The organism is Gottfriedia sp. S16(2024), assembly GCF_050473765.1.
Classification (GTDB): Bacteria; Bacillota; Bacilli; order Bacillales; family Bacillaceae_G; genus Gottfriedia.
In genome coordinates, this window is record NZ_JBFLUO010000001.1 from 1,604,944 (window position 1) to 1,628,355 (window position 23,412).

24 protein-coding genes, 1 riboswitch and 2 other annotated features are annotated in these 23,412 nt (G+C 33.6%); of the genes, 20 read left to right on the forward strand and 4 right to left on the reverse strand.

The window, feature by feature from the left end:
- Positions 1-5: 5 nt before the first annotated feature.
- From AB1282_RS07510 to AB1282_RS07525, 4 genes are all read right to left on the reverse strand, one after another.
- Positions 6-626, reverse strand: a complete 621-nt coding sequence (locus tag AB1282_RS07510; protein ID WP_156339646.1) for a DUF47 domain-containing protein — start codon at positions 624-626, stop codon at positions 6-8.
- An 84-nt stretch (positions 627-710) separates the two neighbouring features.
- The gene (locus AB1282_RS07515) at positions 711-1,814 is read right to left on the reverse strand and encodes a Ger(x)C family spore germination protein (RefSeq protein ID WP_429901079.1); all 1,104 of its coding nucleotides are present in this window, start codon (positions 1,812-1,814) and stop codon (positions 711-713) included.
- Complete coding sequence (locus AB1282_RS07520; RefSeq protein WP_056469601.1) at positions 1,808-2,899, reverse strand: GerAB/ArcD/ProY family transporter; 1,092 nt, start codon at positions 2,897-2,899, stop codon at positions 1,808-1,810. The genes AB1282_RS07515 and AB1282_RS07520 overlap by 7 nt, the downstream gene beginning before the upstream one ends.
- Positions 2,896-4,383 carry a spore germination protein gene (locus AB1282_RS07525; protein ID WP_056469604.1) on the reverse strand — a complete coding sequence of 496 codons (1,488 nt, stop codon included), beginning with the start codon at positions 4,381-4,383 and terminating at the stop codon, positions 2,896-2,898. Before AB1282_RS07525 ends, AB1282_RS07520 begins: the two co-directional genes overlap by 4 nt.
- A 194-nt stretch (positions 4,384-4,577) precedes the next feature.
- Positions 4,578-4,828, forward strand: a binding site (T-box leader).
- Positions 4,829-4,870: 42 nt separating this feature from the next.
- Positions 4,871-5,132, forward strand: a binding site (T-box leader).
- 111 nt (positions 5,133-5,243) lie between these two features.
- Here AB1282_RS07525 and trpE point away from each other — a divergent pair.
- The 20 genes from trpE (at position 5,244) to thiE (ending at position 23,281) form a co-directional block, all read left to right on the forward strand.
- Positions 5,244-6,614 carry an anthranilate synthase component I gene (gene trpE, locus AB1282_RS07530; protein ID WP_056469971.1) on the forward strand — a complete coding sequence of 457 codons (1,371 nt, stop codon included), beginning with the start codon at positions 5,244-5,246 and terminating at the stop codon, positions 6,612-6,614.
- On the forward strand, positions 6,598-7,209 hold the full coding sequence (locus AB1282_RS07535; protein WP_056469607.1) for an anthranilate synthase component II: 612 nt from the start codon (positions 6,598-6,600) through the stop codon (positions 7,207-7,209). The genes trpE and AB1282_RS07535 overlap by 17 nt, the downstream gene beginning before the upstream one ends.
- Entirely contained in the window at positions 7,181-8,209 is a 1,029-nt protein-coding gene (trpD, locus tag AB1282_RS07540; RefSeq protein ID WP_056469610.1) for an anthranilate phosphoribosyltransferase, read from the forward strand. Before AB1282_RS07535 ends, trpD begins: the two co-directional genes overlap by 29 nt.
- Positions 8,210-8,998 (forward strand): indole-3-glycerol phosphate synthase TrpC, encoded by a 789-nt coding sequence (trpC, locus tag AB1282_RS07545; protein WP_429898811.1) that lies wholly within the window; start codon positions 8,210-8,212, stop codon positions 8,996-8,998.
- Positions 8,995-9,600 (forward strand): phosphoribosylanthranilate isomerase, encoded by a 606-nt coding sequence (locus tag AB1282_RS07550; protein WP_429898812.1) that lies wholly within the window; start codon positions 8,995-8,997, stop codon positions 9,598-9,600. The genes trpC and AB1282_RS07550 overlap by 4 nt, the downstream gene beginning before the upstream one ends.
- Complete coding sequence (trpB, locus tag AB1282_RS07555; protein ID WP_056469614.1) at positions 9,601-10,800, forward strand: tryptophan synthase subunit beta; 1,200 nt, start codon at positions 9,601-9,603, stop codon at positions 10,798-10,800. It abuts the gene before it with no gap.
- Positions 10,801-10,802: 2 nt separating this feature from the next.
- Positions 10,803-11,591: a tryptophan synthase subunit alpha gene (gene trpA / locus AB1282_RS07560; RefSeq protein ID WP_429901081.1), complete on the forward strand. Its 789-nt coding sequence runs from the start codon at positions 10,803-10,805 to the stop codon at positions 11,589-11,591.
- 750 nt (positions 11,592-12,341) lie between these two features.
- Positions 12,342-12,767, forward strand: coding sequence for a DMT family transporter (locus AB1282_RS07565; protein WP_056469624.1), 426 nt, complete (start codon positions 12,342-12,344; stop codon positions 12,765-12,767).
- A 28-nt stretch (positions 12,768-12,795) separates the two neighbouring features.
- On the forward strand, positions 12,796-13,494 hold the full coding sequence (locus tag AB1282_RS07570) for a Crp/Fnr family transcriptional regulator (protein ID WP_429898813.1): 699 nt from the start codon (positions 12,796-12,798) through the stop codon (positions 13,492-13,494).
- Between the two features lie 42 nt (positions 13,495-13,536).
- Complete coding sequence (locus AB1282_RS07575) at positions 13,537-14,019, forward strand: DMT family transporter (RefSeq protein ID WP_056469641.1); 483 nt, start codon at positions 13,537-13,539, stop codon at positions 14,017-14,019.
- Between the two features lie 23 nt (positions 14,020-14,042).
- On the forward strand, positions 14,043-14,762 hold the full coding sequence (locus AB1282_RS07580; RefSeq protein WP_429898814.1) for a YjjG family noncanonical pyrimidine nucleotidase: 720 nt from the start codon (positions 14,043-14,045) through the stop codon (positions 14,760-14,762).
- Between the two features lie 221 nt (positions 14,763-14,983).
- Positions 14,984-16,480: an FTR1 family iron permease gene (locus tag AB1282_RS07585; RefSeq protein ID WP_429898815.1), complete on the forward strand. Its 1,497-nt coding sequence runs from the start codon at positions 14,984-14,986 to the stop codon at positions 16,478-16,480.
- The gene (locus AB1282_RS07590) at positions 16,470-16,844 is read left to right on the forward strand and encodes a hypothetical protein (RefSeq protein WP_025568318.1); all 375 of its coding nucleotides are present in this window, start codon (positions 16,470-16,472) and stop codon (positions 16,842-16,844) included. Before AB1282_RS07585 ends, AB1282_RS07590 begins: the two co-directional genes overlap by 11 nt.
- A 225-nt stretch (positions 16,845-17,069) precedes the next feature.
- Positions 17,070-17,300, forward strand: a complete 231-nt coding sequence (locus AB1282_RS07595; RefSeq protein ID WP_056469652.1) for a FeoA family protein — start codon at positions 17,070-17,072, stop codon at positions 17,298-17,300.
- Entirely contained in the window at positions 17,294-19,294 is a 2,001-nt protein-coding gene (feoB, locus tag AB1282_RS07600; protein ID WP_429898816.1) for a ferrous iron transport protein B, read from the forward strand. Before AB1282_RS07595 ends, feoB begins: the two co-directional genes overlap by 7 nt.
- A gap of 18 nt (positions 19,295-19,312) precedes the next feature.
- Positions 19,313-19,468 carry a FeoB-associated Cys-rich membrane protein gene (locus AB1282_RS07605; protein WP_056469655.1) on the forward strand — a complete coding sequence of 52 codons (156 nt, stop codon included), beginning with the start codon at positions 19,313-19,315 and terminating at the stop codon, positions 19,466-19,468.
- A gap of 103 nt (positions 19,469-19,571) precedes the next feature.
- Positions 19,572-19,683: riboswitch (TPP riboswitch) on the forward strand.
- 135 nt (positions 19,684-19,818) lie between these two features.
- The gene (gene thiD, locus AB1282_RS07610; RefSeq protein ID WP_429898817.1) at positions 19,819-20,625 is read left to right on the forward strand and encodes a bifunctional hydroxymethylpyrimidine kinase/phosphomethylpyrimidine kinase; all 807 of its coding nucleotides are present in this window, start codon (positions 19,819-19,821) and stop codon (positions 20,623-20,625) included.
- Positions 20,618-21,856: a putative hydroxymethylpyrimidine transporter CytX gene (gene cytX, locus AB1282_RS07615; protein ID WP_056469657.1), complete on the forward strand. Its 1,239-nt coding sequence runs from the start codon at positions 20,618-20,620 to the stop codon at positions 21,854-21,856. The genes thiD and cytX overlap by 8 nt, the downstream gene beginning before the upstream one ends.
- Entirely contained in the window at positions 21,840-22,652 is an 813-nt protein-coding gene (thiM, locus tag AB1282_RS07620; RefSeq protein WP_056469658.1) for a hydroxyethylthiazole kinase, read from the forward strand. The genes cytX and thiM overlap by 17 nt, the downstream gene beginning before the upstream one ends.
- Positions 22,643-23,281: a thiamine phosphate synthase gene (gene thiE / locus AB1282_RS07625; RefSeq protein ID WP_429898818.1), complete on the forward strand. Its 639-nt coding sequence runs from the start codon at positions 22,643-22,645 to the stop codon at positions 23,279-23,281. Before thiM ends, thiE begins: the two co-directional genes overlap by 10 nt.
- Positions 23,282-23,412: the final 131 nt, after the last annotated feature.

Here is a 23,412-nt window from a genome sequence, read left to right on the forward strand (position 1 = left end):
TTTAATTACGCATTACCCATAATAATCTGTTCAAGTGTATTTGCTACATCTTGTGCACTATCAGAAACAGATTCTAACATTTCATAAATCTCTTTGAACTGAATTATTTTGATTGGATCTTTTTCATTTTTAAATAACTCTTTAATGGAAGTGCGTAATAACGCATCACATTGTGACTCATAATCCTTTACTTGGATTGCATGTACGCGCATTTCTAATAATTTCTTCCTTGAAAGTAATTGAATTGCTTTTAAAATTTCGTTTGCAGCACTACGGATATTTTTAACAAACTTCACCATGAATTCATCGATTTGAACGATGGAGTACATTTCGAATGTTGCTGAACATTGCTCCATTCCATCTAGTACATCATCCATTTTATTAGCAAGTTCTAGTATATCTTCACGTTCAATTGGTGTAATAAATGTTTTGTTTAATTCAACAATAATTTGATGAATATATGTATCACCTTTTGTTTCATAAGCCTTCATTTCTGCAGAGAATGTTTTTAAATCAGTAGCATTTTTTATTTTAAAGTCATCAAAATAAATCGAACATTCATTTACATTATTTGCGATATTTAAGAGCATTTCAAAGAATGTATCATTTTTTTTACCTAGTCTCAAAGTATGATTCCTCCTAAAAACAGATTGATTTCAAATCCTTACATTATGTTGCTCAAGAAATTAATCTATTATAAATATTATCCATTAAAAAACAGGTCCAGTTCGATCAATTTTTGCCTTAACGGAAGTTTTGAACTTAACATCCTTATAATCTTTCTTCCAATTTAATTTTTTCCATAAAGTTTGATGAGAGCTTGAAATTCTTCTTCCAATCCCAAATGCATCACAATTAGCTTCTAGCAATGAATTAGTGATTTCATTTGCCTGTTTAGTAAGGAATTGTGAAATTTCTTTATTTAACTTGTCCTTGTTAAGTTTTTCTCCCACCTTACCCGAGTAGCTAGTAATTGTTAAATCAAGATTTAGATTTAGTTTACAAGTAATTTTTGACGTTTTTTTATCTATTTTTAAATCTAAATTCCTCTTAATATCTTTTGCCCTAAATGAGATTGAACGATTTTTCCCTAAATTTATAGCCATTTCACTATACTTAGTTATTTGGTCCATCATCAATAATAACAGGCTTCCCTTTTCATCAGGCAAACTAATTCCTGAGAACCGATCCCCATCAAATAAGTCTATTCCACCAATTGTAATTTTATCATTCTCATCTTTTTTTACATAAGGTAAAACCATATCACGACCCTCATCAGTAATCTGATTCCAAGCTGAAAAAACAGTCTCTTTCGGAATTTTTGTCGTTTCTTCAGCAGCTTCTAATCCTTTTAAGATTTCGAATGCAATTGGACTAGTTCCAGGATCGAGTGAAATAATGTCAGATGCTTTATCTTCTGCAATAACAATTCTAGTAGAAGGGGAGGCTTGCCTAGGTCGATAAAAAACCTCTAAAAAAGGGTAAATTCCTTTTTTTGCAAGTTCACTTCCAATTAAGATAATATGAGCTTTACTTACATCAATTTGACCAGGTAGTTTATTATTAATATCAATTGCCATTCCAGCTACATTAGAATTCTTTATTTTGACAAGTTCGTCTTTCACTTCAAATTGGCCGCCACCTTTATTTTCGATATTTAATGCTCTAACTGTGGCTAATATAGTATTGTCTTTGTCTAAGTCCAAACTGATCCCATTCACCATTTTTTTATCTACTAATAGATTCTGATCCCAACAACTAGCTAAAAAAAAGGTAAACAAACATAAGGTGATTAAGAAGGATTTTCTTATAATTGCTCACTCCTTTCAGTCTTAGAGATGATGAAGGATAGGCAAAAGAGAATGAACGGAAGCCCAAATACTATTACATAACTCAAATAAGTTACATATTTGTTAAAAAGAGCTAGTTGTTCTTCACCGATTGGCAAAATTGTAATGATAAAAATAAGGATTCCATTTAATATAACAATTTTTTTGAATGAATTTTCATTGCTAATACTTTTCGCTGATAAAAACATGTAAATTATTACCGATGTTGTCATAGGCACGATCCAGACTGATAAAAAAATCAAATCTAAACGGTCGATCATTTCAAATGAAAGTACTTTAAATAGATATAAAACAGGTTCCCGAATTTGCAAAAGCTGTGTTGGACTAAAGCTTAATAGACAAAGGATGGTGAAATATGTATAGAATAGTGTCACCGTAATATTGGCAAAACTCGCAGTTTTAAAAATTCCTTTTTCTGAATCAAGAATAAAAGGAAATATTAGTAAAAGGCTTTCAAATCCTAACATTGAGAGTAATGATTTATGGCTTCCCAGTAGTATATTTTTCACACCAGAATGTCCAACTGGTAGAATAAAGCGAACTTCTTTTGGTAAATAAAAGGTAAAAAAGGAAAGAAAAAACAGTAAGATAATTAAGACGGAAGATATAACAAAAAATCTTGAAATGATTCTTAAGTCGCTAATTGTTAAATAAATACTCGATAAAACAATAATAAGCGATAATACCCACATAGGAGTAAGCGGGAGTAACCAGAGATTTATGGTTCTTATAAAAAGAATACAAGCCAAACTTCCAATCATAATAAAATAAATATAGATAAATAAATTACATAACTTCCCCACATATTTACCTAAAATTTTTTTTGTTATTTCCGTATAGATTTCATTTGGATATTTTCTTAGTAATAGCCAGTAGATGAATATTGTAATTTGAACTGCTAATCCTGCTACTAGCGTGGAAATCCAGCCATCACCTTTAGCTGTACTTTCAACCACATTTGGCAAGGAGAGTAATCCAATACCTATTTGACTTTGGACAATAAAAAAATAAAGCTGTAATTTAGAAATCGAATTACTATTCGTTATCATTTTTTCTTCCACACCCTAAACATTCTTTGCCGTTCAAGTTTTTGGGGAAGTGCATCAGTTGGTCTTGTATTTTGTTTCCATATAGGAAGTCTCATAAATGTATCCTTAATATCTTCCTTTCTAAAAGGTGCCATTGGTGAAAAGTACGGCATACCAAAAGATTTTAATTTACACATGTGCATAAAGATTAACATTAATGATAAAGTAATCCCAAAAAAACCTAGTACCGACGCCATAATCATAGTTGGGAATCCTAATAATCTCATACTAGTTCCCATTTCACTGACCGGGGCTACAAATGATGCAATCGCTGTAAAACCAATCACAACAATCATCGTATTTGATACTAAATGCGCTTCAACAATAGCCGTACCAATTACTAATCCACCTACTATTCCAATTGTTTGAGCGATAGGAGATGGTAGTCTAATAGCTGCTTCTTTCAACAGCTCCAATATGATTTGCATCATAAATGCCTCTGCAAGAGGAAGAAATGGTACAAACTCTAAAGAGACTCTAATTGAATAAAGAATTCCGATTGGTAGTATTTCAGAATGGAAAGATACAATCGCGATATAGATTGCAGGTAGACAGATTGCAATAATAAAGCTAAAAACTCTTATAATTCGAAAAAACGATCCAATCAGCCATCTATGAGTATAATCATCAGGAGCTTGATAAAAAGCAAAAAAGGTTATTGGTACAATTGATACGGTAGGATTCCCATCTACAAGTAAATTTATTTTTCCATCCAAAAGATAGGATACAGCCCGGTCTGGTCTTTCTGTATTTAATACTTGTGGAAATGGTGAAAAAGTATTATCCTCAATTAACTCTTCTAAATGCCCCGTTGATTGAAGACTGTCTAACTCAACACCTGAAATTCTTTCTTCTATGACCTCAACAAGTTTTTGATTTGCAATTGAATCGATATAAACCATAGCAACTCTAGTATTCGTAATCTTACCAATCGTAAAATATTTAACTTTTAGCTCGGGTGTACGGATTCGTTTTCTTAGTAATTGTATATTTGTATTTATACTTTCGACAAAACCATCATGAGCACCATTAATATTTTGTTCATTAGCGGGTTCTTGAATTGCTCGTCCTTTATCATCTGGGGCTGCTGCTAGAGTTCCGAATGAATTATTTTCTTCTAAAATAAGACAAAATCCGTCTAATAAACTATCTCCTAATTCTGAGATATTTGTTGAGTTTTTAATCTCATATGATTTGACAATATTGCCTGTTTCATCCTTTGTTTCTCTTAAAATAGGTTCAATAATAAATGATTGAAGTGCCTCAATTTTTATCATCGATTCAAGAAACAAAATAGCAAAAATTTGAGTGTTTTTATGGATAATCTTAACAACCAAATCTTCTGTATGACTTAAATATTCTTGAATCATTTCAATATTATTTTTAAGATTATTTGATAAAACTTCTTCTTTATTTGACTTCATTGTTGTTGTATTAGTTCTCATGTTGATACCTCTTTGATGGAAGGTCTAATTAGGTTTATTCTTTCCAAAATTAGGTTGTGTATGCGATTAATAAAAACGTATGATATTAGTTTTCTAAAAAGTTAAAAAATCGAATCTTGTAGAAATAAACTTGTTGACTTTTTATTTTTTGCATAATAATATAAGGACAATTAATTTAAATAAACATCCATATTTACTTTGCGTTGACGAAGAGTAGTAACGATTACGGAAACTAAAGAGAGCTGATGGTTGGTGCGAATCAGTGTGAAAGTAATCGCGAATGGACTTCTGAGCATTCAAACCGAACCTTAAATAAGTAGTAGGCTTTGGCGAGTAGTCTTCTCGTTACAAAAGACGGGTATTCAATGAAAAGTTGATTGGATACCGACAAAGCGAGCTGTTAATCAGCTAATGAAGGTGGCACCACGGGTCTCTCGTCCTTTTTAAGACGGGGGGCCCTTTTTGTATTTCTTTTAAATTATATAAACATAAATCGATGAGTAAGAAGAGTAAATATTGGTGAATGTCACAGAGAGTTAGACAATGGTGGGAGTCTAATACAGGAACCTTTATCGAATGGGCTTACGAGAGGCATCTTGAACAGTAAAGTAGGGATGCACGGATTTCCACCGTTAAAAGGATAGGGTATCGGAATTATATGCAACTAATTCTCGTATCCGAAAAGTGGGATTCAGTTAAATCTGATCCAATCTGAGGTGGTACCGCGGTAGCAACTAATCGTCCTCTATATGCACAATCTTTGTGCGTATAGGGGACTTTTTTTATACTCATCATTAAATTCCTGGAGGTCGAACAAATTGTCAGTACAAAACAAAGCAGAAATAATCATTGAAACGATAATGGGGGATTTGTTTACACCGATTTCATTATTTAAGAAATTGACCGATAGCAAAAAGTTTTTATTTGAAAGTTCGTTTAAGCATCAAGATTCTGGTCGTTATTCATTTGTCGGTTCAAAACCTGCTTTTGAATTAATTGGAACGAATCAAGGTGGCCAAATCATCCATAACAACGGTCAAAAAGAAGAGTTTATTGGAAATCCTCTTTTAAAACTGAAAGAGCTAATACCAAAGCAGGATTACTTGGAAGCACTTGAACTTCCTTTCATTGGCGGAGGAATTGGATATGTTGGGTACGATATGATTCGCCAATTTGAAGAAATTGGTGATGAGTTGGAAGACGTGATTGGAATGCCAGATCTCCATTTAATGTTTTTTGAAGTCATTATTGTATTTGATCATTTGGAACAGAAAATTCATTTGGTTGGAACAAAGCTTTCCGATGAAACAACATTAGAAGATTTGAAGAGCGAAATTCAGAAGTATAAGCAAGTAATTGTAGCTAACTCAAATCAAGAGGAGGAAGTAAAGCCAGTTGTATTTTCTACTTTCGAGTCTGAAGTTAGTAAAGCTGACTACATGTCCAAAGTAGAAAAGGCAAAGTCATTTATTCAAAAAGGAGATATTTTTCAAGTCGTTCTATCTCATCGAATGGGAGCAAAATTTGAAGGAAATCCATTTGACTATTATCGAAAATTACGAATCCAAAACCCTTCACCATATATGTATTATATCGATTTTGGTGATAGCGTTGTTGCTGGTACTTCCCCTGAAAGCTTAATAAAAGTTAAAGGTAATCAGGTCATAACGAATCCAATTGCTGGTACGAAACGAAGAGGGGAAACAGATGAACAAGACTTAAAAATTGAAAGGGATTTATTACAGGATGAGAAGGAGCTTGCCGAACATAAAATGCTTGTTGATTTAGGAAGAAATGATCTGGGCAAAGTTTGCGAGTTTGGAACAATCAAATTAGAAAAATATATGAACGTTGAGAGATATAAATATGTAATGCATATCGTTTCAGAAGTTAGTGGGGAAATAAAAAAACCACATACTTCACTTGATGCTCTTATTGCTTGCTTACCAGCTGGAACCGTTTCTGGTGCACCTAAGATTAGAGCAATGGAAATCATTAATGAATTAGAGCGTTCAAAGCGAGGGGTATACTCCGGTGCAGTCGGTTATGTATCCGTTAATGGAAATCTTGATTTTGCATTAGCTATTCGAACGATGATTATAAAAAATCAAATGGCCTATATTCAAGCAGGAGCAGGTATTGTTTATGACAGCAAACCCGAACACGAATATGAAGAAACCATTAATAAACTAAAAGCTTTTTTGGAGGAAAATCATGATTTTAATAATTGATCACTATGATTCTTTTACTTACAATCTTTATCAATTTTTAGGAGAGCTTGGCGAAGAAATGAAAATCGCTAGATATGACAAAATTTCAATTGATGAAATAAAAGAAATAAATCCAAAGGCAATTATTCTTTCTCCGGGACCAGGTAAGCCCGAAGAGAAGCAGGAAACGATTGAACTAATTGAAACTTTTCATAAGACTGTCCCAATACTAGGCATTTGCTTAGGGCATCAAGCAATCGGTTATGCATTCGGCGCAAAAATTAGTAAAGCTAGACAAATCAAACATGGAAAAACATCCAAAATTAGGCATGATGGTAGCAATTTATTTGCCTACATGTCCCAACCGTTAGAAGTTATGCGATACCATTCGCTGGTAATTGAAAAGGAAACGATACCGCCATTATTTGAAATTTTAGCATTTGCTATGGACGATCAAGAAATTATGGCTATTAAACACCGAAAATATCCAATTTACGGTATGCAATTTCATCCGGAATCTATTGGAACAGAATTGGGAAAACAGCTTTTATTAAACTTTTTAAATGAAATAAAGGAGGAATTAAAAGATGAAAGAGTACCTTCAACGCTTAGCTAATCGAGAGTCGTTTACAGCAGAAGAAATGCAAGTAGCTGTCGGTCGGATTCTACAGGATGATCAAATATCAGATAGTGAAATCGCAGCATTTTTAGTTGCTTTAAAAACAAAAGGTGAAACAGTAAACGAAATCGCAGGACTAGTAAACGCAATTCGAAATCATACGGTAGGATTTACTAGGAAGTTTCATAATGTCATTGATAATTGCGGGACGGGTGGAGATAACTCATCGAGCTTTAATGTGAGTACAACTTCGGCATTTGTTATTGCGGGAAGTGGAATTCCAATTGCGAAACATGGAAATCGTAGCATGTCCAGCAAAACAGGTAGCGCTGATGTATTAGAGCAGTTAGGTGTGGAGCTATCGATTCCAACACAAGCTTCCGAGGAGCTTATAGACGAAATAGGAATTACCTTTTTATTTGCACCATATGTTCATCCAAGATTGAAAAAAGTTATGAAGGTTAGACGTGAATTGCAAATTCCGACCATTTTTAACTTAATTGGACCTTTAACAAATCCAGTTGAATTAGAGACCCAACTATTAGGAATTTACAGAAGAGATTATTTAGAAGTATTTGCTGAAGTGCTAAATAAATTAGGACGTAAACGAGCGATTGTATTAAACGGTGCAGGTCATTTAGATGAAGCATCGTTAGCTGGTGAAAATCATATCGTCCTACTAGAAAATAATGAGCTGAAAAAGATGACCCTTCATCCGGAAGAAGTTGGATTAACTTATTACCCAAATACAGAAATCAAAGGTGGAGATGCAAAAAGGAATGCAGATATTCTTCTTCGAGTATTAAAAGGAGAAAAAGGAGCTTTTAGAGATACGGTTTTATTAAATGCTGGTTTAGCAATCTATACTTCAGGTATTGTCAATCAAATAACAGATGGTATTAAGAAGGCTGAAGAGAGCATTGATTCTGGCGCAGCTTATGAGAAATTACAAAAACTAGTCGAAAAAACTAGCAAACTGAAAAGAGAGGTTATATAAATGGAAACCATTTTAGATCGTATTATTTCTCAAAAACAAATCGAAATCAAAAGTTTAAGAGCGATTAGTCGGAAAATAGCGGATCAAAAAAAGAATTTATCATTAATTGAAAAGTTAAAAGCTGCAGACCATTTATCGATCATTGCGGAGTTTAAACGAGCGTCACCATCAAAAGGGGATATTAATACAAATCTTAATCCCGCAGAACAAGCAAAGAAATACGAAGAAAATGGAGCAGCCGCAATATCTGTTTTAACAGATACAACTTTCTTCAAAGGTTCCTTTAAAGATCTGAAAATCGTACGTGATTCCGTTAATATTCCGATATTATGCAAGGATTTTATTATTGATCCAGTTCAAATAGATATCGCAAAAGAGCATGGAGCAAACATTATTTTACTCATTGCTGCTGCATTACCTTATACAAAACTAAATCATTTATATCAATATGCTAAACAGCAAAATCTTGAAGTATTGATGGAAGTACATGACGAGGAAGATTTAGAAAAAGCACTAAAAATTGGCCCCCGACTATATGGCATCAATAACCGAAACTTAAAAACCTTTGAAGTGAACCTAGGAGTAACAGAAAGTCTAGCACCACTTATTCAAGCAACTGGGGGTTTCATTATTAGTGAAAGTGGCATTTTCAATGAGTATGATGCAAAACGAGTAAGAAATGCTGGAGCAAATGGAATTTTGGTTGGAGAGGCATTAATGAGGAGTAATGATTTATCATCCAACATGAGAGAGCTTATGGTTCCTATTCTAAAGGAGGCTAAGCAGTGAAAGTGAAAATTTGTGGCATCACCGATTTAAAAACAGCTCAAAGTGCAATAAATGCTGGAGCTGATGCAATTGGATTTGTATTTGCAGAAAGTAAACGTCGTATTGAAATTACTGAGGCAAAAAAGATCATCGAATCACTGCCAGATTCGGTATTGAAGATTGGCGTTTTTGTAAATGAAACAAAGGAAACATTAGAATCCATCTACCAGGAAGTTGGTTTAACACATCTTCAGTTACATGGAGATGAAACGCCAGAATTTTGTCGTTCATTATCCTTTCCAGTAATCAAAGCATTACGAGTTCAATCGGAAAAGGACGTTGAAAAAATCGCAGAATATGATTGTGATTATATTTTAGTAGATAGCCCGAGTGGAAAATATCGTGGTGGAAATGGAACAACATTTAACTGGGACCTTATGGGTTCAAAAAAAATAGATAACTTGATTTTAGCCGGTGGATTGACGATTGAGAATGTAATACCTGCTAGTAGCGTCGTAAAACCAAAAATGGTTGATGTAAGTAGTGGAGTTGAAACGAACGGGAAAAAAGATGAAGAAAAAATAAAAATGTTTATTAAAAAAGTAAAATTAGGAGGAATTTAAATGTCTACGTATACACTTCCAGATGTAAAAGGCCATTTCGGTATGTATGGAGGGAAATATATACCTGAAACGCTTGTTCAAGCCATAACTGAATTAGAAGAAGCTTATTCAAAAATTAAAGATGATCCAGCATTTAATGAGGAAATTGAAAGATTGTCAAAGGATTATGTAGGCCGCCAAACACCACTTTATTTCGCCGAAAATTTAACTAAGCATGCAAACGGAGCTAATATTTATTTAAAACGTGAGGACTTAAATCATACAGGTGCTCACAAAATTAATAACGCGATTGGTCAGGCATTGCTTGCGATTCGAATGGGTAAACGAAAAATCGTTGCTGAAACAGGGGCGGGACAACATGGCGTAGCAACTGCAACAGTTTGTGCCCTTTTAAATTTAGAATGTGTTATTTTCATGGGTGCCGAGGATGTTCGAAGACAAGAACTGAACGTTTTCCGAATGGAATTACTAGGCGCAAAAGTGATTAGTGTCGAATCAGGAAGTGCGACATTAAAGGATGCAGTAAATGAAGCCCTTCGTTACTGGGTTGCAAATGTAGATGACACTCACTATTTATTAGGTTCAGTAATGGGGCCACATCCTTTCCCTATGATGGTACGAGATTTCCAAAGTGTAATCGGAAAAGAAACAAGACAACAATTTTTAGCGAAGAACGGTAAACTTCCTGATGCAGTAGTAGCTTGTATTGGCGGAGGAAGTAATGCAATTGGTATGTTCCATCCATTTATAACGGATGAAAGTGTAAAGTTATTTGGAGTAGAAGCGGCTGGTCATGGAATCAATACAGATAAGCAAGCAGCATCTTTAACTAAAGGTGTACCAGGTGTATTACACGGTGCATTAATGTATTTACTTCAAGATGAAGATGGTCAAATACAAGAAGCCCATTCAATTTCTGCAGGGCTTGACTACCCAGGGGTAGGTCCTGAGCATTGTTATTTGAAAGATGTTGAACGAGTAAAATATGAATCAATCACAGATGAAGAAGCACTTGAAGCATTCCAATTATTAGCAAGATTAGAAGGAATAATTCCAGCATTAGAAAGCGCACATGCAGTAGCATATGCAATCAAGCTAGCAGCAACGATGAAGAAAGATGAAAATTTAGTCATTTGTTTATCTGGCAGAGGCGATAAAGATGTTCATACCGTTCGTGAGCGATTAAAGGAGGAAAAATAATGATGAATCGAATTGAATCCCAATTTTCTGAACGACTTAAAAAAGGGGAAAAACTATTTATTCCTTATGTAATGGCAGGAGATGGTGGTCTTGAAGTATTAGGAGGAAGGCTAGCTTTACTAGAAAAATTTGGTGCATCAGCGATTGAAGTTGGTATTCCGTTTTCAGATCCAGTAGCAGACGGACCAGTAATTCAACAAGCGGGAATTCGAGCATTACAAGCTGGTACAACTTTAAGAGCTGTACTTGAAAAGATAAAAGAAGTTCGTAAAATAATTTCTGTCCCTTTAATCGTTATGACTTATATGAATCCTATTTTAGCTTATGGAATTGACAAGTTCGTATCTGACCTTCAACAAGCAGGAGTAGACGGCTGTATTATTCCTGACCTACCAATCGAAGAAGAAGAAATTATCATTCATAAACTTGAAGAATTTGGTGTAGAACTAATTCGATTAGTCACAATGGCTACACCAAAAGATCGAATCATTAAAATTGCTGAAAAAGGGAGAGGTTTCTTATACACAGTAACAGTAAAAGGGATTACTGGTGTTCGAAATGAGCTAGATGCTAGCCTATCATCCTTTTTAAAAACTGTTAAAGAAATTAGTAATAAACCTGTAATAGCTGGATTCGGTGTATCTACCCCAGAACAAGTAAATGAATTAAGCCATGATTGTGATGGAGTCATTGTTGGAAGTAAAATTGTTGATTTATTTAATCAAAATAAGATAAATGAAATTAAACTTTTAATGGAATCAAGTTTAGTAAGCGAGGAAGTAAGTAAATAAAAAGTGAATCAGGCTAGATCAGTGGCCTGATTTTTTTATGTATTTAGGAGTATTCTTTCGAGCCTAGCTATGCTTAGCTCTAATAAATAGCTGAATCTAGGTAATAATTGGACTGTGTTAACCTTTTTAGATCAAAAAGATTGATTAGGATAGGTATTATCATCTGATTCTAGTGAAATTACACGTGAAATACGGTGAGCGGTATGGGGATAATAAACGTTTATTTGCGATTTTCATAATTTTAATTGCAGATTTACTATTTTTATTTGCGATTCCAGAAATTTAATTGCAGATTTGATCATTTTAATTGCGGTTATCGAAATTTACTTGCAGTTCCTCAAATTATTGCAGACTCTAGGAATTTAATTGCGAACCAATATACTTTATTTGTAGTTTTTTCACTAAATCAGAGTGTATTTCTTCATATAGTATCCGGACTTCAACTATTTAACAACAAGATATCCACAAAACTAGACACGCCTCAAAAAAAATGCAACAACAATTTATCCACTAATAGTTACAATTCTCCACATTTTTATTTGAGGTTTTCCACATAATAGCAGAGTATCCACAGAATTCCCACACTCCCAAAACTATATCTACAAACTATCCACAGAAATTTACATAATCTAAAAAATTTTCCACAATTGCAGAGATTGATTAATTTTCTCTTTAGGACATATGTCCTTCCCAAACAACCTTCAAATATCGTTTAATAATGAAGAAATCAATATGACAGGAGAGAAAAATATGAAAGGAATTTTATTAGCAATTGTTGGTGGAGCATTCATTACACTACAGGGTGTTGCTAATTCTCAAATAAGTAGTGATATAGGTACTTGGCAAGCAGCTACAATTACACAGTTTACAGGTTTTATTGTGGCTTTATGCGTACTACTATTAATAAAAGATAAAAAATTAGCTGAAGTTAAGAAAGTGAATCCAATTTATTTATTAAGTGGGGCACTTGGAGCATTTGTTATCTTTTGTAATGTGACATCAATTCATATTATTGGTGTGACATTTTCAATTTCTGTTCTTTTAATCGCACAGCTAAGTTTAACATTTATCATTGATAGTAGAGGCTGGTTCGGAGTCAAAAAGCTTACTATTAGTCCGTCACAATTTATTGGAATTGGTATGATGATAATCGGTGTGATTGTGTTAGGATCTTAAAAGTAAATTTACAGGAGGTGAAGTTAACTTGAAAATCACTAGTGATATTGAACAAATTAATCATTTTTTAGCTGAACATAATATTGAAGCAGTCTTTAATGAAGATTTAAAAGCTCATTTAACGCTTAAACGATTCATGCAAGGAGAACTTATTTGTTCTCAAGGAGACTCACCAAAAACTTTGTTTATTTTAGTAAAAGGGAAAATCAAAGTTTATACTTCTTCAGCGGAGGGTAAAACATTAATTCTATCATTTAAAACGCCTCTTGAAATAATTGGAGATATTGAATATGTAAGAGGCTCTAACTATATAAATACGGTTCAAGCTATATCTGCAGTTGAGATGATTGCTGTAGATTATCGCTGGTTAAAAAAAATTGGTAAAGACTATGCACCGTTTCTTCAATTCTTATTAGAAATCATAACGGAAAAGTTTCTTATTAAGTCGAATTCAATGAGCTTTAATTTAATGTATCCAGTAGAAGTTCGACTAGCAAGTTACTTATTATCGGTTTCATACCACGAAGCGGATTTTTTACAAAACGATAATTTAAATCCGATCAATCTTAAAGACGCAGCAAATTTAATCGGAACGAGTTATCGACATGTTAATCGAGTTATTCAACAGTTCTGTAAGGATGACCTGGTAGAGCGAAAAAATGGGGGTATCCTTATTAAAAATCGAGCCGGTTTGAGTATTCTTGCAAGAAATAATATATACGAATGATAATTTTAGGACTCATACAGAAATTTTTTGGAGGTGCAATTTATGCTTTATGGATTAATATTATCTTTAATAGCAGGATCACTAATTGGTTTACAAAACATATTCAATAGTAAAGTTAATGAACGGGCAGGAATATGGGTAACTACTACATTTGTATTAGGAATGGGCTTTTTAGCTTCTTTAGGAATGGGGCTTTTATTTGAAGGTAAGGAATTATTTGTTTTGCATAATATGAAAAATTGGTATTGGATTAGCGGAATAGTCGGTGTAGGTGTTGTTTTCTGCTTAACGAATAGTACTAAAATTCTTGGACCAACTTATGCGATCTCAATTGTTCTCACATCTCAATTATTGTTTGCAATGTTATTTGATTCTATGGGATGGCTAGGTCTTGAGAAAGTTCCGTTTTCTTCTAAGCATCTAATTGGTGTTTTGCTTATTATAAGTGGTATATTAATTTTTAAATTAAGCGGAATAAGTTTGAAACGTATTAAGCTAGTTAAAAATCAATCTAGTAAAATATGAATAAATAGAGATGGGGAAATGTTATGAAAACATACAAAACATTATTATTTGATGTAGATGATACATTATTAGATTTTGGTGCAGCAGAAAAAGTAGCATTACAATCTCTATTTAAAGATCAAAATTTACCATTAACAGATGAAGTTAAGTCACGATACAAAGAAATTAATCATGGACTTTGGAAGGCTTTTGAAGAAGGTAAAATAAGTCGAGATGATATAGTTAATACACGTTTTTCAACTTTATTTAAAGAGTTTGGTATTGAAGTTGACGGTTTTATGCTGGAACAGTCGTATCAAAGCTATTTAGGTGAGGGAAATCAATTAGTTGAAGGTGCGTTTGAATTACTGACAAGTCTTCAGAATGAGTTCGACTTATATATTGTTACAAATGGGGTTTCTAAAACACAATATAAACGATTGAATGCAGCTCATATTTATTCTTTCTTTAAAGATATTTTCGTGTCCGAGGATACTGGTTATCAAAAACCGATGAAAGAATACTTTCAATATGTATTTGATCGAATTCCAAATATTGAATTAGATAAAACCTTGATTATTGGAGACTCATTTAGCGCGGATATAATTGGTGGGGCTGGATCGGGGATCGATACTTGCTGGGTCAATTCAAAAATGCTTCCAAATGACTCGGATGTAATTCCTACTTATGAAATTCAAAAACTTGATGAGCTATACAACATTTTAAATATTGAACAGAAGGTTTTGGTTTCTTCATCTAACTAATGACCTCTTAAAAAGTAAAGTTTTCAATCAGACTGAATCGATGATTACTTTCTATAAACACTTAAAGCAAAAGGTTTTATACTTTTTGCTTTTTTATTTTGCTGAATGTTGATTTGTACATTAAAAATAGTTAATAAAAATTTAATTGACTGTGAAGCGAAAAAGCTTTATTATCAAGAGGTGATAATGATTATCATTTATATTTAAGGGGAAAATCAACGATGAAGCAGGCTCTTATTAAAGTAACTTTAACAGCTTTACTATTACTAGTTTTACCGTTTAAAACCTTTGCTGCAAGCCCTGAAGAGGATTTAACACATGCAAATGCTTTTGTGGAAAGTGCAATCCAATCTGCACAAAAAGGAGATTTTAAATCTGCTGAGCAGGAGTATAAAAAATTCAACGGCGAGTGGCTTGATAAAGAGGATGGAATAAAAAATAAATCGATTGATGCATATGGCAAAATCGAGGAAGCTATGGGAATGGTTCAGTATAACCTAGCACAAAAAACAGTGAATCAAAATGCACTTGTTACTGCACTTAAAGAATTAGAAGGGGTAAATGAAAAGTTTATTTCTCATCAGTTCGCTAGTTCAAAATTAGATTCAAAAGGTACAGGTAGCGTTGAAGATTTAATTGAAATATTAAATAAGGCACTAGCAGATTTAAAAGATAATAATGTATCAGGAGCAACTTCGGAGATTGATCAATTTAGAAAATCTTGGATCAATATTGAAGGTGTTGTATTAACACAATCTCAATCAGTTTACACTGACGCTGAAAGAGATATGGTTACTTCTTATGCAATGCTAACTGCTAAAACGCCTGATGTGAAAGCGGCTACAAAAACAATTACAGATATGCGTGATTATCTATTACCATTAGCGTCTAAAACTAGTTATACAATGCTAGATGCTATTACAATTTTACTTAGAGAAGGCTTAGAAGCATTACTAGTAGTTGTTGCATTACTAGGATTTATTAAAAAGTCAGGACAAGAAAAGAAAAGTAAGTGGATCTGGTTTGGTGTTGGAACTGGATTAGGTGTCAGTATCATTCTAGGTGTTATCGTAAACATTTTATTCTCAGCAGGTGCTTTTGGAAGTAATAACTTCTTAATTGCAGGCTGGACTGGGGTATTTGCTGCTGTCATGCTCTTATATATGAGTTACTGGTTACATAGCAAATCTAATACGAAGCAATGGCAACAATATATTAAAACTAAGAGTGATAAGGCGTTAAATACTGGTAGCCTATTATCTTTATCAATACTTGCATTTTTAGCAGTATTTCGTGAAGGAACTGAAACCGTATTATTCTTTATTGGAATGGCATCATCAATTAAATTATCAACTTTATTAATAGGAATCGGATTAGGATTTGCAATTTTAGCAATACTGAGCTATTTAATCTTAAAGGTTGGTCTAAAAATTCCAATGAGACCGTTTTTCCTTGTCTCAAGTATTTTAATGTTCTACTTATGTTTTAAGTTTGCAGGTATGGGAATTCATGGTTTACAACTATCAGGATTACTTCCGGCGACGCAAGCTCCTATTCCAACAATTGATTTCTTTGCGATATATTCAACTTGGGAGAGCTTTATACCTCAAATAATCTTGTTATTAATAGCTTGTATTGCTGTAATTTATAATAGATTCTCAAATAAAAACAATAAAAAAAGTAGTAAAAATTCAGGGGGAACGAAAAATGTTATCTAATAAAAAACTAGTCGCAGCAATGGCTTTAGGACTATCTTTAACTTTATCTGCATGTGGAACGAAAACAGACGATGCAATTAAAACTGGTTCTGATGATATGATCAAAACGATTTCAGAATTAAAAACACAAATTTCGAATAATGATGAAGCAAAGGCAAAAGATAGCGGAGAAGCGCTTGAAAAATCATGGGAAAAATTCGAAGACTCAGTAAAAGATAAAGACAAATCACTTTATGAAAAAGTTGAAACGCCACTTCATATTATAGAAGCAGGAGTAAAGGTATCTCCATTGAATGCGGATACACTTAACCAAGCTGGTGACGAGTTGGAAAGTGTATTAAAAGAAGTTAAAGATCTAAAATAATAAAGATATAATTACTCATTGTTTTCTAAAAAAGCCTACATCGAATTTTCTTTGTGGGCTTTTTTTTGCTTTTTTTTGCTCGATTTTGGGAATTTTTTCTTAGGTAAACCTTTTCATAAAATCAGGTAGACAATTAACTTGACTTAATTTAAGATAAAGATATTGATAAGGATTATCATTATTAATTGTTTATATATAATAAGTTTCGATCCGGGGGAATCACTTATGTTACTTTCAGAATTAAAAAAAGGCGAAAAAGCAAAAATAACGGACTTGTCATCACTAGGTGAGGCAGTGAAGAGACGTCTTTTAGATCTAGGGATAAGTGAAGGGGCTATGGTCTGCTTACAATGTACAATGCCGTTCAAAGGGCCTTGTATGATTGAAAATTGCGGACAATCACTTGGCATTCGATTTCATGATGCATCTGGGATAAAGGTAGAAAAAATATGTTAAATATAGCGCTTATTGGCAATCCAAATACAGGAAAAACTTCTCTATTTAATAATTTAACGGGTACATACCAATATGTAGGGAATTGGAGTGGCGTTACCGTTGAAAAAAAGGTAGGGAGTATTAAAAATAAAATTGGAAATCTAATTGATTTACCAGGTATCTATTCTCTGAGCCCTCTTTCAAAAGATGAGGCCGTTGTTTCACATTTTTTTGTAAATGAAACATTTGATGGGATGATTAATATTGTTGACGCTGCTCAATTAGAGAGAAATTTAATGCTCACTCTTCAACTTCTAGAGTTTAATAAATCAATGATTATTGGTCTAAATATGGTTGATGTTGCTAAAAGGAGAGGAATTTCAATTGATCCTTCTAGTATCTCAAAGATATTAAAAGTACCAGTTATTCCAATTGATGCTAGATCGGGTAAGGGAACAGACGAAGTAAATGAAGTATTAGCGACAATTCCTCAATCTGAAGTTGAGTTTGAAATTGATTATGGAAAAATTGTTGAAGATGGTATTAAAAATATTATGACATTATTACCTACAACTTTATCTATTCCTAAAAGATGGACTGCAATACAAATCTTAGAGGGGAATAAAGAGGTAATCGAATTTATAGCTTCATCTTACGATTTTAGTAAAATTGACCAAGTAATTAAAATAACAGCGGAACAATTAAACAGTGAACAAGGTGTAGCACCTTCAAAATGGATTTATTCTGTAAGAAAAGAAATGATTTCAAATTTAATTGGTAGTTCGGTAGAGAAAGAATCGAATGAAGCAGTTACATTAACTGATCGCATTGATCGATTTGTGACACACCCAATTTTGGGTATTCCTATTTTCTTAGTAACAATGTTTTTAATGTTTAAGCTTACTTTCGATTGGTTAGGGTTACCCTTATCCGACGCATTAGATGGTTTTTTATCAGGACCTGTAACAGACTGGCTTACTAACGGCTTAAATGCAATTCATGCATCTGATTTTATCAAAGCAGTTATTCTTGATGGAATTGTTGCCGGTGTTGGTGGAGTTTTAGTCTTTGTTCCACAAATTTTTATTTTGTTTTTACTAATATCATTCCTTGAAGATTTTGGATATATGTCTCGCGCAGCTTTAGTAATGGATCGTTCGATGGAGATGGTTGGTTTAACCGGAAAGGCATTTATTCCAATGATTATAGGATTTGGTTGTAATGTACCTGGGGTTATGGCCGCTAGAACAATAGAACAGCCTAGAGAGAGACTACTCACGATTTTGTTAACACCATTAATGTCTTGTTCGGCACGATTACCAGTATACGCACTATTCGTTGGAGCGTTTTTTGCGAAAAATCAAGCAATAGTTGTTTTTTCACTGTATATACTTGGAATCGTAGTTGCATTAATATTAGCTAAGGTTTTTTCATCTACTATATTAAAAGGTGAGTTTTCATTATTTGTCGTAGAACTTCCACCATACCGTATGCCACAAGGTAAAGCTTTGTTTAGAAGCACATGGGACAAAGGGAAGGGCTTTATTCGAAAAGCTGGTACGTTTATTTTTGGTGGTTCTGTAGCTATATGGTTATTATCTTATATGGGACCAAGTGGTTTCGGTGTTTCGATGGATGATAGCTTTTTAGCAATGATTGGGGGTATACTTACACCAATACTTGCACCTTTAGGATTTGGTACATGGCAAGCAGGTGCTTCTTTACTAACAGGATTTTTAGCTAAAGAGGTTGTCGTATCTGCTATGAATATTATCTATCACGTGCCAAATGCACATTCTTTACAAGGAATACTGTCAACACAGTTTTCTGCACTTTCCGCATTTAGCTTTATGGTTTTTGTCTTATTGTATGTACCATGTCTAGCAACAGTTGCGACAATTCGTAAAGAGACAGGTTCAGCTAAATGGACATATTTCTCAGTTGGATATGCATTAGTTATTGCATATATATTAGCATTAATTATCTATCAAGTTGGAAGTCTCTTAGGCTACTAGAGAAAGGGGTATCTACTTATGATTGTCAATATTATAATAGGAGCTCTTATTTTTGGATATGCAGGGTGGACACTTTTACGATATATAAAGAAAACGAAAAAAGGTAAATGTGGCTCTTGCTCGATCGCAAAAACTTGTAGTTCAAATTGTGATACAGTTAATTATTCAAAATAGCAATATGGTTTTCTTTAAAGACAAAATTTAAAGGAATCAGTCTAAATACTTGAATAAATTTAGAGGATTAATTAAGATGATAAAGTAATTAAAGTAAATAATTGAATAGTACTAGGGGTGCCGTAAATGGTCGGCTGAGATTAAGACACAGGTAGTCTTTGACCCTTTAACCTGATCTGGATAATGCCAGCGTAGGAAAGTGAACGGTAGAATACATTTTTTGTATTCATAACATTGATTTGTTCGAGCACAAGTCCTTATGGGATTTGTGCTTTTTTGTATTTAAAATCAAGTTTCATCTTCTATCTGTAAGATCAAAGAGTTCTATTCATGAAATAGGGGGAAGAAAATTGAAAAAAGTATTAACGATAGCCGGCTCTGATTCAAGTGGTGGTGCAGGTATTCAAGCGGATTTAAAGACATTTTCAGCTCATCATGTTTTTGGAATGAGTGTAATTACAGCTGTAACAGCTCAAAATACGCAAGGAGTGTTCGCTGTACAAGATATGACACCAGAGATTATTGCTAGTCAGTTAGATGCAATTTTTACTGATATAGAAGTAGATGCTGTAAAAATTGGAATGGTATCTCAAATAGAGACGATTAAAGTAATTGCTGAGAAACTTAAGCAATATAAACCAAAGCAGATCGTAGTTGATCCAGTTATGGTTTCAAAAAGTGGATTTGACTTATTAAGTCCAGATGCAAAGGAAGCTCTAATTCAAGAACTCATTCCTTTAGCAACTGTTATTACGCCAAATCTTCCTGAAGCAGAAGTGATTACTGGAAGAAAAATTACAACGATTGAAGAGATGAAAGAAGCTGCTATTCAAATTCACTCATTAGGTGCAAAGAACGTCCTTGTAAAGGGTGGTCATCTAGAAGGTGAAGCGACCGATATTTGTTTTAACGGTGAGGAGTTTACAAGCTTTAACAGCGTTAGAATTAATACAATTAATACCCACGGTACAGGTTGTACTTTATCTTCAGCGATCACATCTAATTTAGCAAATGAACTTGAATTAAATGAGGCAATTAGAGAGGCGAAAAACTATATAACATTAGCAATCCAACATTCCTTTTCAATTGGAAAAGGAGTAGGTCCTGTCCATCATTTCTACTCATTGTATGAAAAGGCAGGCGTTCAACATGTCTAAGCAAAATGCAAAAATGACGAAGTGGAACTTTACAACACTTTGGTTTGGTGCGGCAGTTTCTGTAGCGGAAATTATGACTGGTGCCCTAGTAGCACCACTAGGTTTTAAGAAAGGTTTAACGGCCATTTTAGTAGGGCATTTACTTGGAACATTATTGCTCATTTTAGGTGGAGTCATTGGTTCTCAGCAAAGATTGTCAGCAATGGAATCTACAAAAATTTCATTTGGTAGTTACGGTAGCTATTTGTTTTCGATTTTAAATGTTTTACAGTTACTAGGCTGGACAGCAATTATGATTTTAACAGGGGCTCGCTCTATCAATTTAGTTACAATAAAAGATTATAAATTCGATCACTTATGGGTTTGGTGTTTAGTAATTGGAGTATTAATCGCGATCTGGTTGTACTTTGGACAAAATGCTTCAAAAAAACTTAATAGTTTAGCCGTTTGTTTATTATTTGTTCTAACAATTGTACTGTGTTTTGTTATTTTTAAAAGTGATAAAATCTTAACTCAACCAAGCACTACTGGATTATCTTTTGGAGAAGCAGTTGAATTATCGGTCATAATGCCACTATCGTGGATTCCATTAATTAGTGATTATACTCGATTTGCAAAGACAACAAAGGATGGAGCAATTGGTAGTTTTATAGGTTATATGTTTGGAAGCTCTTGGATGTATATTATTGGGCTAGGCGCAGCACTGGCATTTAATGAAGTAGACCCGGTTGCTGTTTTAATGAGTGCAAATCTGGGATTATTTGCGGTTGGTATCGTCGTCCTAGCGACTGTTACAACAACATTCATGGATGCTTATTCTGCCGGAATATCAGTTACAACCATTTTTCCAAAACTAAATGGAAAACATATAGCCCTTATCGTTACAGCTATAGGAACATTATTAGCCGTTATTTTCCCAATTGAAAAGTATGAAGGATTTTTATATACAATTGGTTCATTTTTTGCGCCGCTATATGCAATTTTATTAACGGACTATTTTATCCTAAAAAGAACAAGTATAAGTAAATCGTTGAAAATTGATTGGATTGCGGTTATTACATGGATTTTAGGAGTTTTTATTTATCGTAAGTTTGTACAATTAGATTTCTTCCTTGGGGCTACTGTACCAAGTATGATTTTAATTTGTGTCATTTATATAGTTGTTCAGTTTGTTATTAATAAGCTTGTTCCAAAGCAAATCGGGGGAGAAAAAAATGTTAACTATGAATGAAATGAGTCAAATTCTTGAAAGCGTGAAAGAGAAAAAGCCTTTAGTTCATCACATTACAAATTATGTAACTGTAAATGATTGTGCAAATATGGTGTTAGCTCTAGGTGGATCACCAGTTATGGCAGATGATTTAGCCGAAGTAGAAGAAATGGTATCTTTTGCATCAGCTCTTGTTATTAATATTGGAACATTAAATGAAAGAACAATCCAATCAATGATTAAAGCTGGTAAAAAAGCTAATCAATTAGGCGTACCAGTTATATTAGATCCTGTTGGTGTAGGAGCAACTACTTTACGTACAGAAACGACTGCTAAATTATTGAAAGAAGTACGTTTTGCAGTAGTTCGTGGAAATATGTCAGAAATTAAAATGATTGCTGGCTTAAATGTTCAAATTAAAGGTGTGGATTCTGTAGCTGGTGAAGAAGACGGCGTTGAAATTGCGAAATCTCTATCAGCGAAATTAGGCTCAGTAGTTGCAATTACAGGTGCAGTAGATATTATTGCAGAACAGGACCGAGTATGTACCATTTCAAATGGAGATAAAATGCTAGCTGATGTAACTGGAACTGGATGTATGAGTACATCACTAATTGGAACTTATGCTGGTGCAACGACTGATTATTTCCTTGCAGCTGTTTCCGGTATTACTACGATGGGACTATGTGGAGAGCTTGCTAAGGCTCGCCTAACTGAAGGGCAAGGAATCGGTACATTTAAAATAAACTTATTTGATGAAGTATCTAAAGCTTCTGTTGATACACTTCTAACGGGAGGAAAAATCGAATGGCTATAACAAAAAGTAAAATAGATTATAAGCTTTATTTAGTAACTGACAGAGATGTATTAGGATCAAGAGATTTAGTTCAATCTATTGAGGAAGCAATTAAAGGTGGAACAACAATCGTACAAATAAGAGAAAAAAATTGTAGTAGTCTAGATTTTTACAAAATTGCTTTGCAAGTAAAAGAAGTAACTTCAAAATATAATGTTCCATTGATTATTAATGACCGTTTAGATATCGCTTTGGCGATACAGGCTGATGGATTGCATATCGGTCAAGAAGACTTACCTTTAACTGTAGCTAGACAGATTATTGGAGAAGATATGATTATTGGTGTATCTGCATCAACATTAGAAGAAGCAATGATTGCACAGGAACAAGGTGCGGATTATGTTGGAATTGGTTCAGTGTATCCGACGAGTACAAAACTAGATGCAAAATATTTAGCACGAGATGAGTTACGAAGAATACGTGAGGCAGTAAAAATTCCAATCGTAGGCATCGGTGGAATTAATGAAAAAAACGTTTCTGAATTAATGGAAACAGATATTGATGGTGTTGCAATTGTTTCTGCGATTTTAGGGAAAGAAGATATAAAATCGGCTGCTGAGCATTTGAGTATGTTGGTTAATAAAAAATAAATTTGTATCTGGGTATCTATTACATCGTTATTTGATGGATAGGTGCCCTTTTTTATATAAAAGTATGTATTATGGGGAGATATATTAAAATGTGAAAAAATTGACAAATTATTCAATTATATCCCAGCATT

Excerpts from the sequence above, each read along its gene's own strand:
- AB1282_RS07520 (WP_056469601.1), bottom strand. The coding sequence starts at position 2,899 with ATGATAACGAATAGTAATTCGATTTCTAAATTACAGCTTTATTTTTTT.
- AB1282_RS07525 (WP_056469604.1), bottom strand. The coding sequence starts at position 4,383 with ATGAGAACTAATACAACAACAATGAAGTCAAATAAAGAAGAAGTTTTA.
- trpE (WP_056469971.1), top strand. The coding sequence starts at position 5,244 with ATGGGGGATTTGTTTACACCGATTTCATTATTTAAGAAATTGACCGAT.
- AB1282_RS07535 (WP_056469607.1), top strand. The coding sequence starts at position 6,598 with ATGATTTTAATAATTGATCACTATGATTCTTTTACTTACAATCTTTAT.
- trpD (WP_056469610.1), top strand. The coding sequence starts at position 7,181 with ATGAAAGAGTACCTTCAACGCTTAGCTAATCGAGAGTCGTTTACAGCA.
- trpC (WP_429898811.1), top strand. The coding sequence starts at position 8,210 with ATGGAAACCATTTTAGATCGTATTATTTCTCAAAAACAAATCGAAATC.
- trpB (WP_056469614.1), top strand. The coding sequence starts at position 9,601 with ATGTCTACGTATACACTTCCAGATGTAAAAGGCCATTTCGGTATGTAT.
- trpA (WP_429901081.1), top strand. The coding sequence starts at position 10,803 with ATGAATCGAATTGAATCCCAATTTTCTGAACGACTTAAAAAAGGGGAA.
- AB1282_RS07565 (WP_056469624.1), top strand. The coding sequence starts at position 12,342 with ATGAAAGGAATTTTATTAGCAATTGTTGGTGGAGCATTCATTACACTA.
- AB1282_RS07575 (WP_056469641.1), top strand. The coding sequence starts at position 13,537 with ATGCTTTATGGATTAATATTATCTTTAATAGCAGGATCACTAATTGGT.
- AB1282_RS07580 (WP_429898814.1), top strand. The coding sequence starts at position 14,043 with ATGAAAACATACAAAACATTATTATTTGATGTAGATGATACATTATTA.
- AB1282_RS07585 (WP_429898815.1), top strand. The coding sequence starts at position 14,984 with ATGAAGCAGGCTCTTATTAAAGTAACTTTAACAGCTTTACTATTACTA.
- AB1282_RS07590 (WP_025568318.1), top strand. The coding sequence starts at position 16,470 with ATGTTATCTAATAAAAAACTAGTCGCAGCAATGGCTTTAGGACTATCT.
- AB1282_RS07595 (WP_056469652.1), top strand. The coding sequence starts at position 17,070 with ATGTTACTTTCAGAATTAAAAAAAGGCGAAAAAGCAAAAATAACGGAC.
- feoB (WP_429898816.1), top strand. The coding sequence starts at position 17,294 with ATGTTAAATATAGCGCTTATTGGCAATCCAAATACAGGAAAAACTTCT.
- AB1282_RS07605 (WP_056469655.1), top strand. The coding sequence starts at position 19,313 with ATGATTGTCAATATTATAATAGGAGCTCTTATTTTTGGATATGCAGGG.
- cytX (WP_056469657.1), top strand. The coding sequence starts at position 20,618 with ATGTCTAAGCAAAATGCAAAAATGACGAAGTGGAACTTTACAACACTT.
- thiM (WP_056469658.1), top strand. The coding sequence starts at position 21,840 with ATGTTAACTATGAATGAAATGAGTCAAATTCTTGAAAGCGTGAAAGAG.
- thiE (WP_429898818.1), top strand. The coding sequence starts at position 22,643 with ATGGCTATAACAAAAAGTAAAATAGATTATAAGCTTTATTTAGTAACT.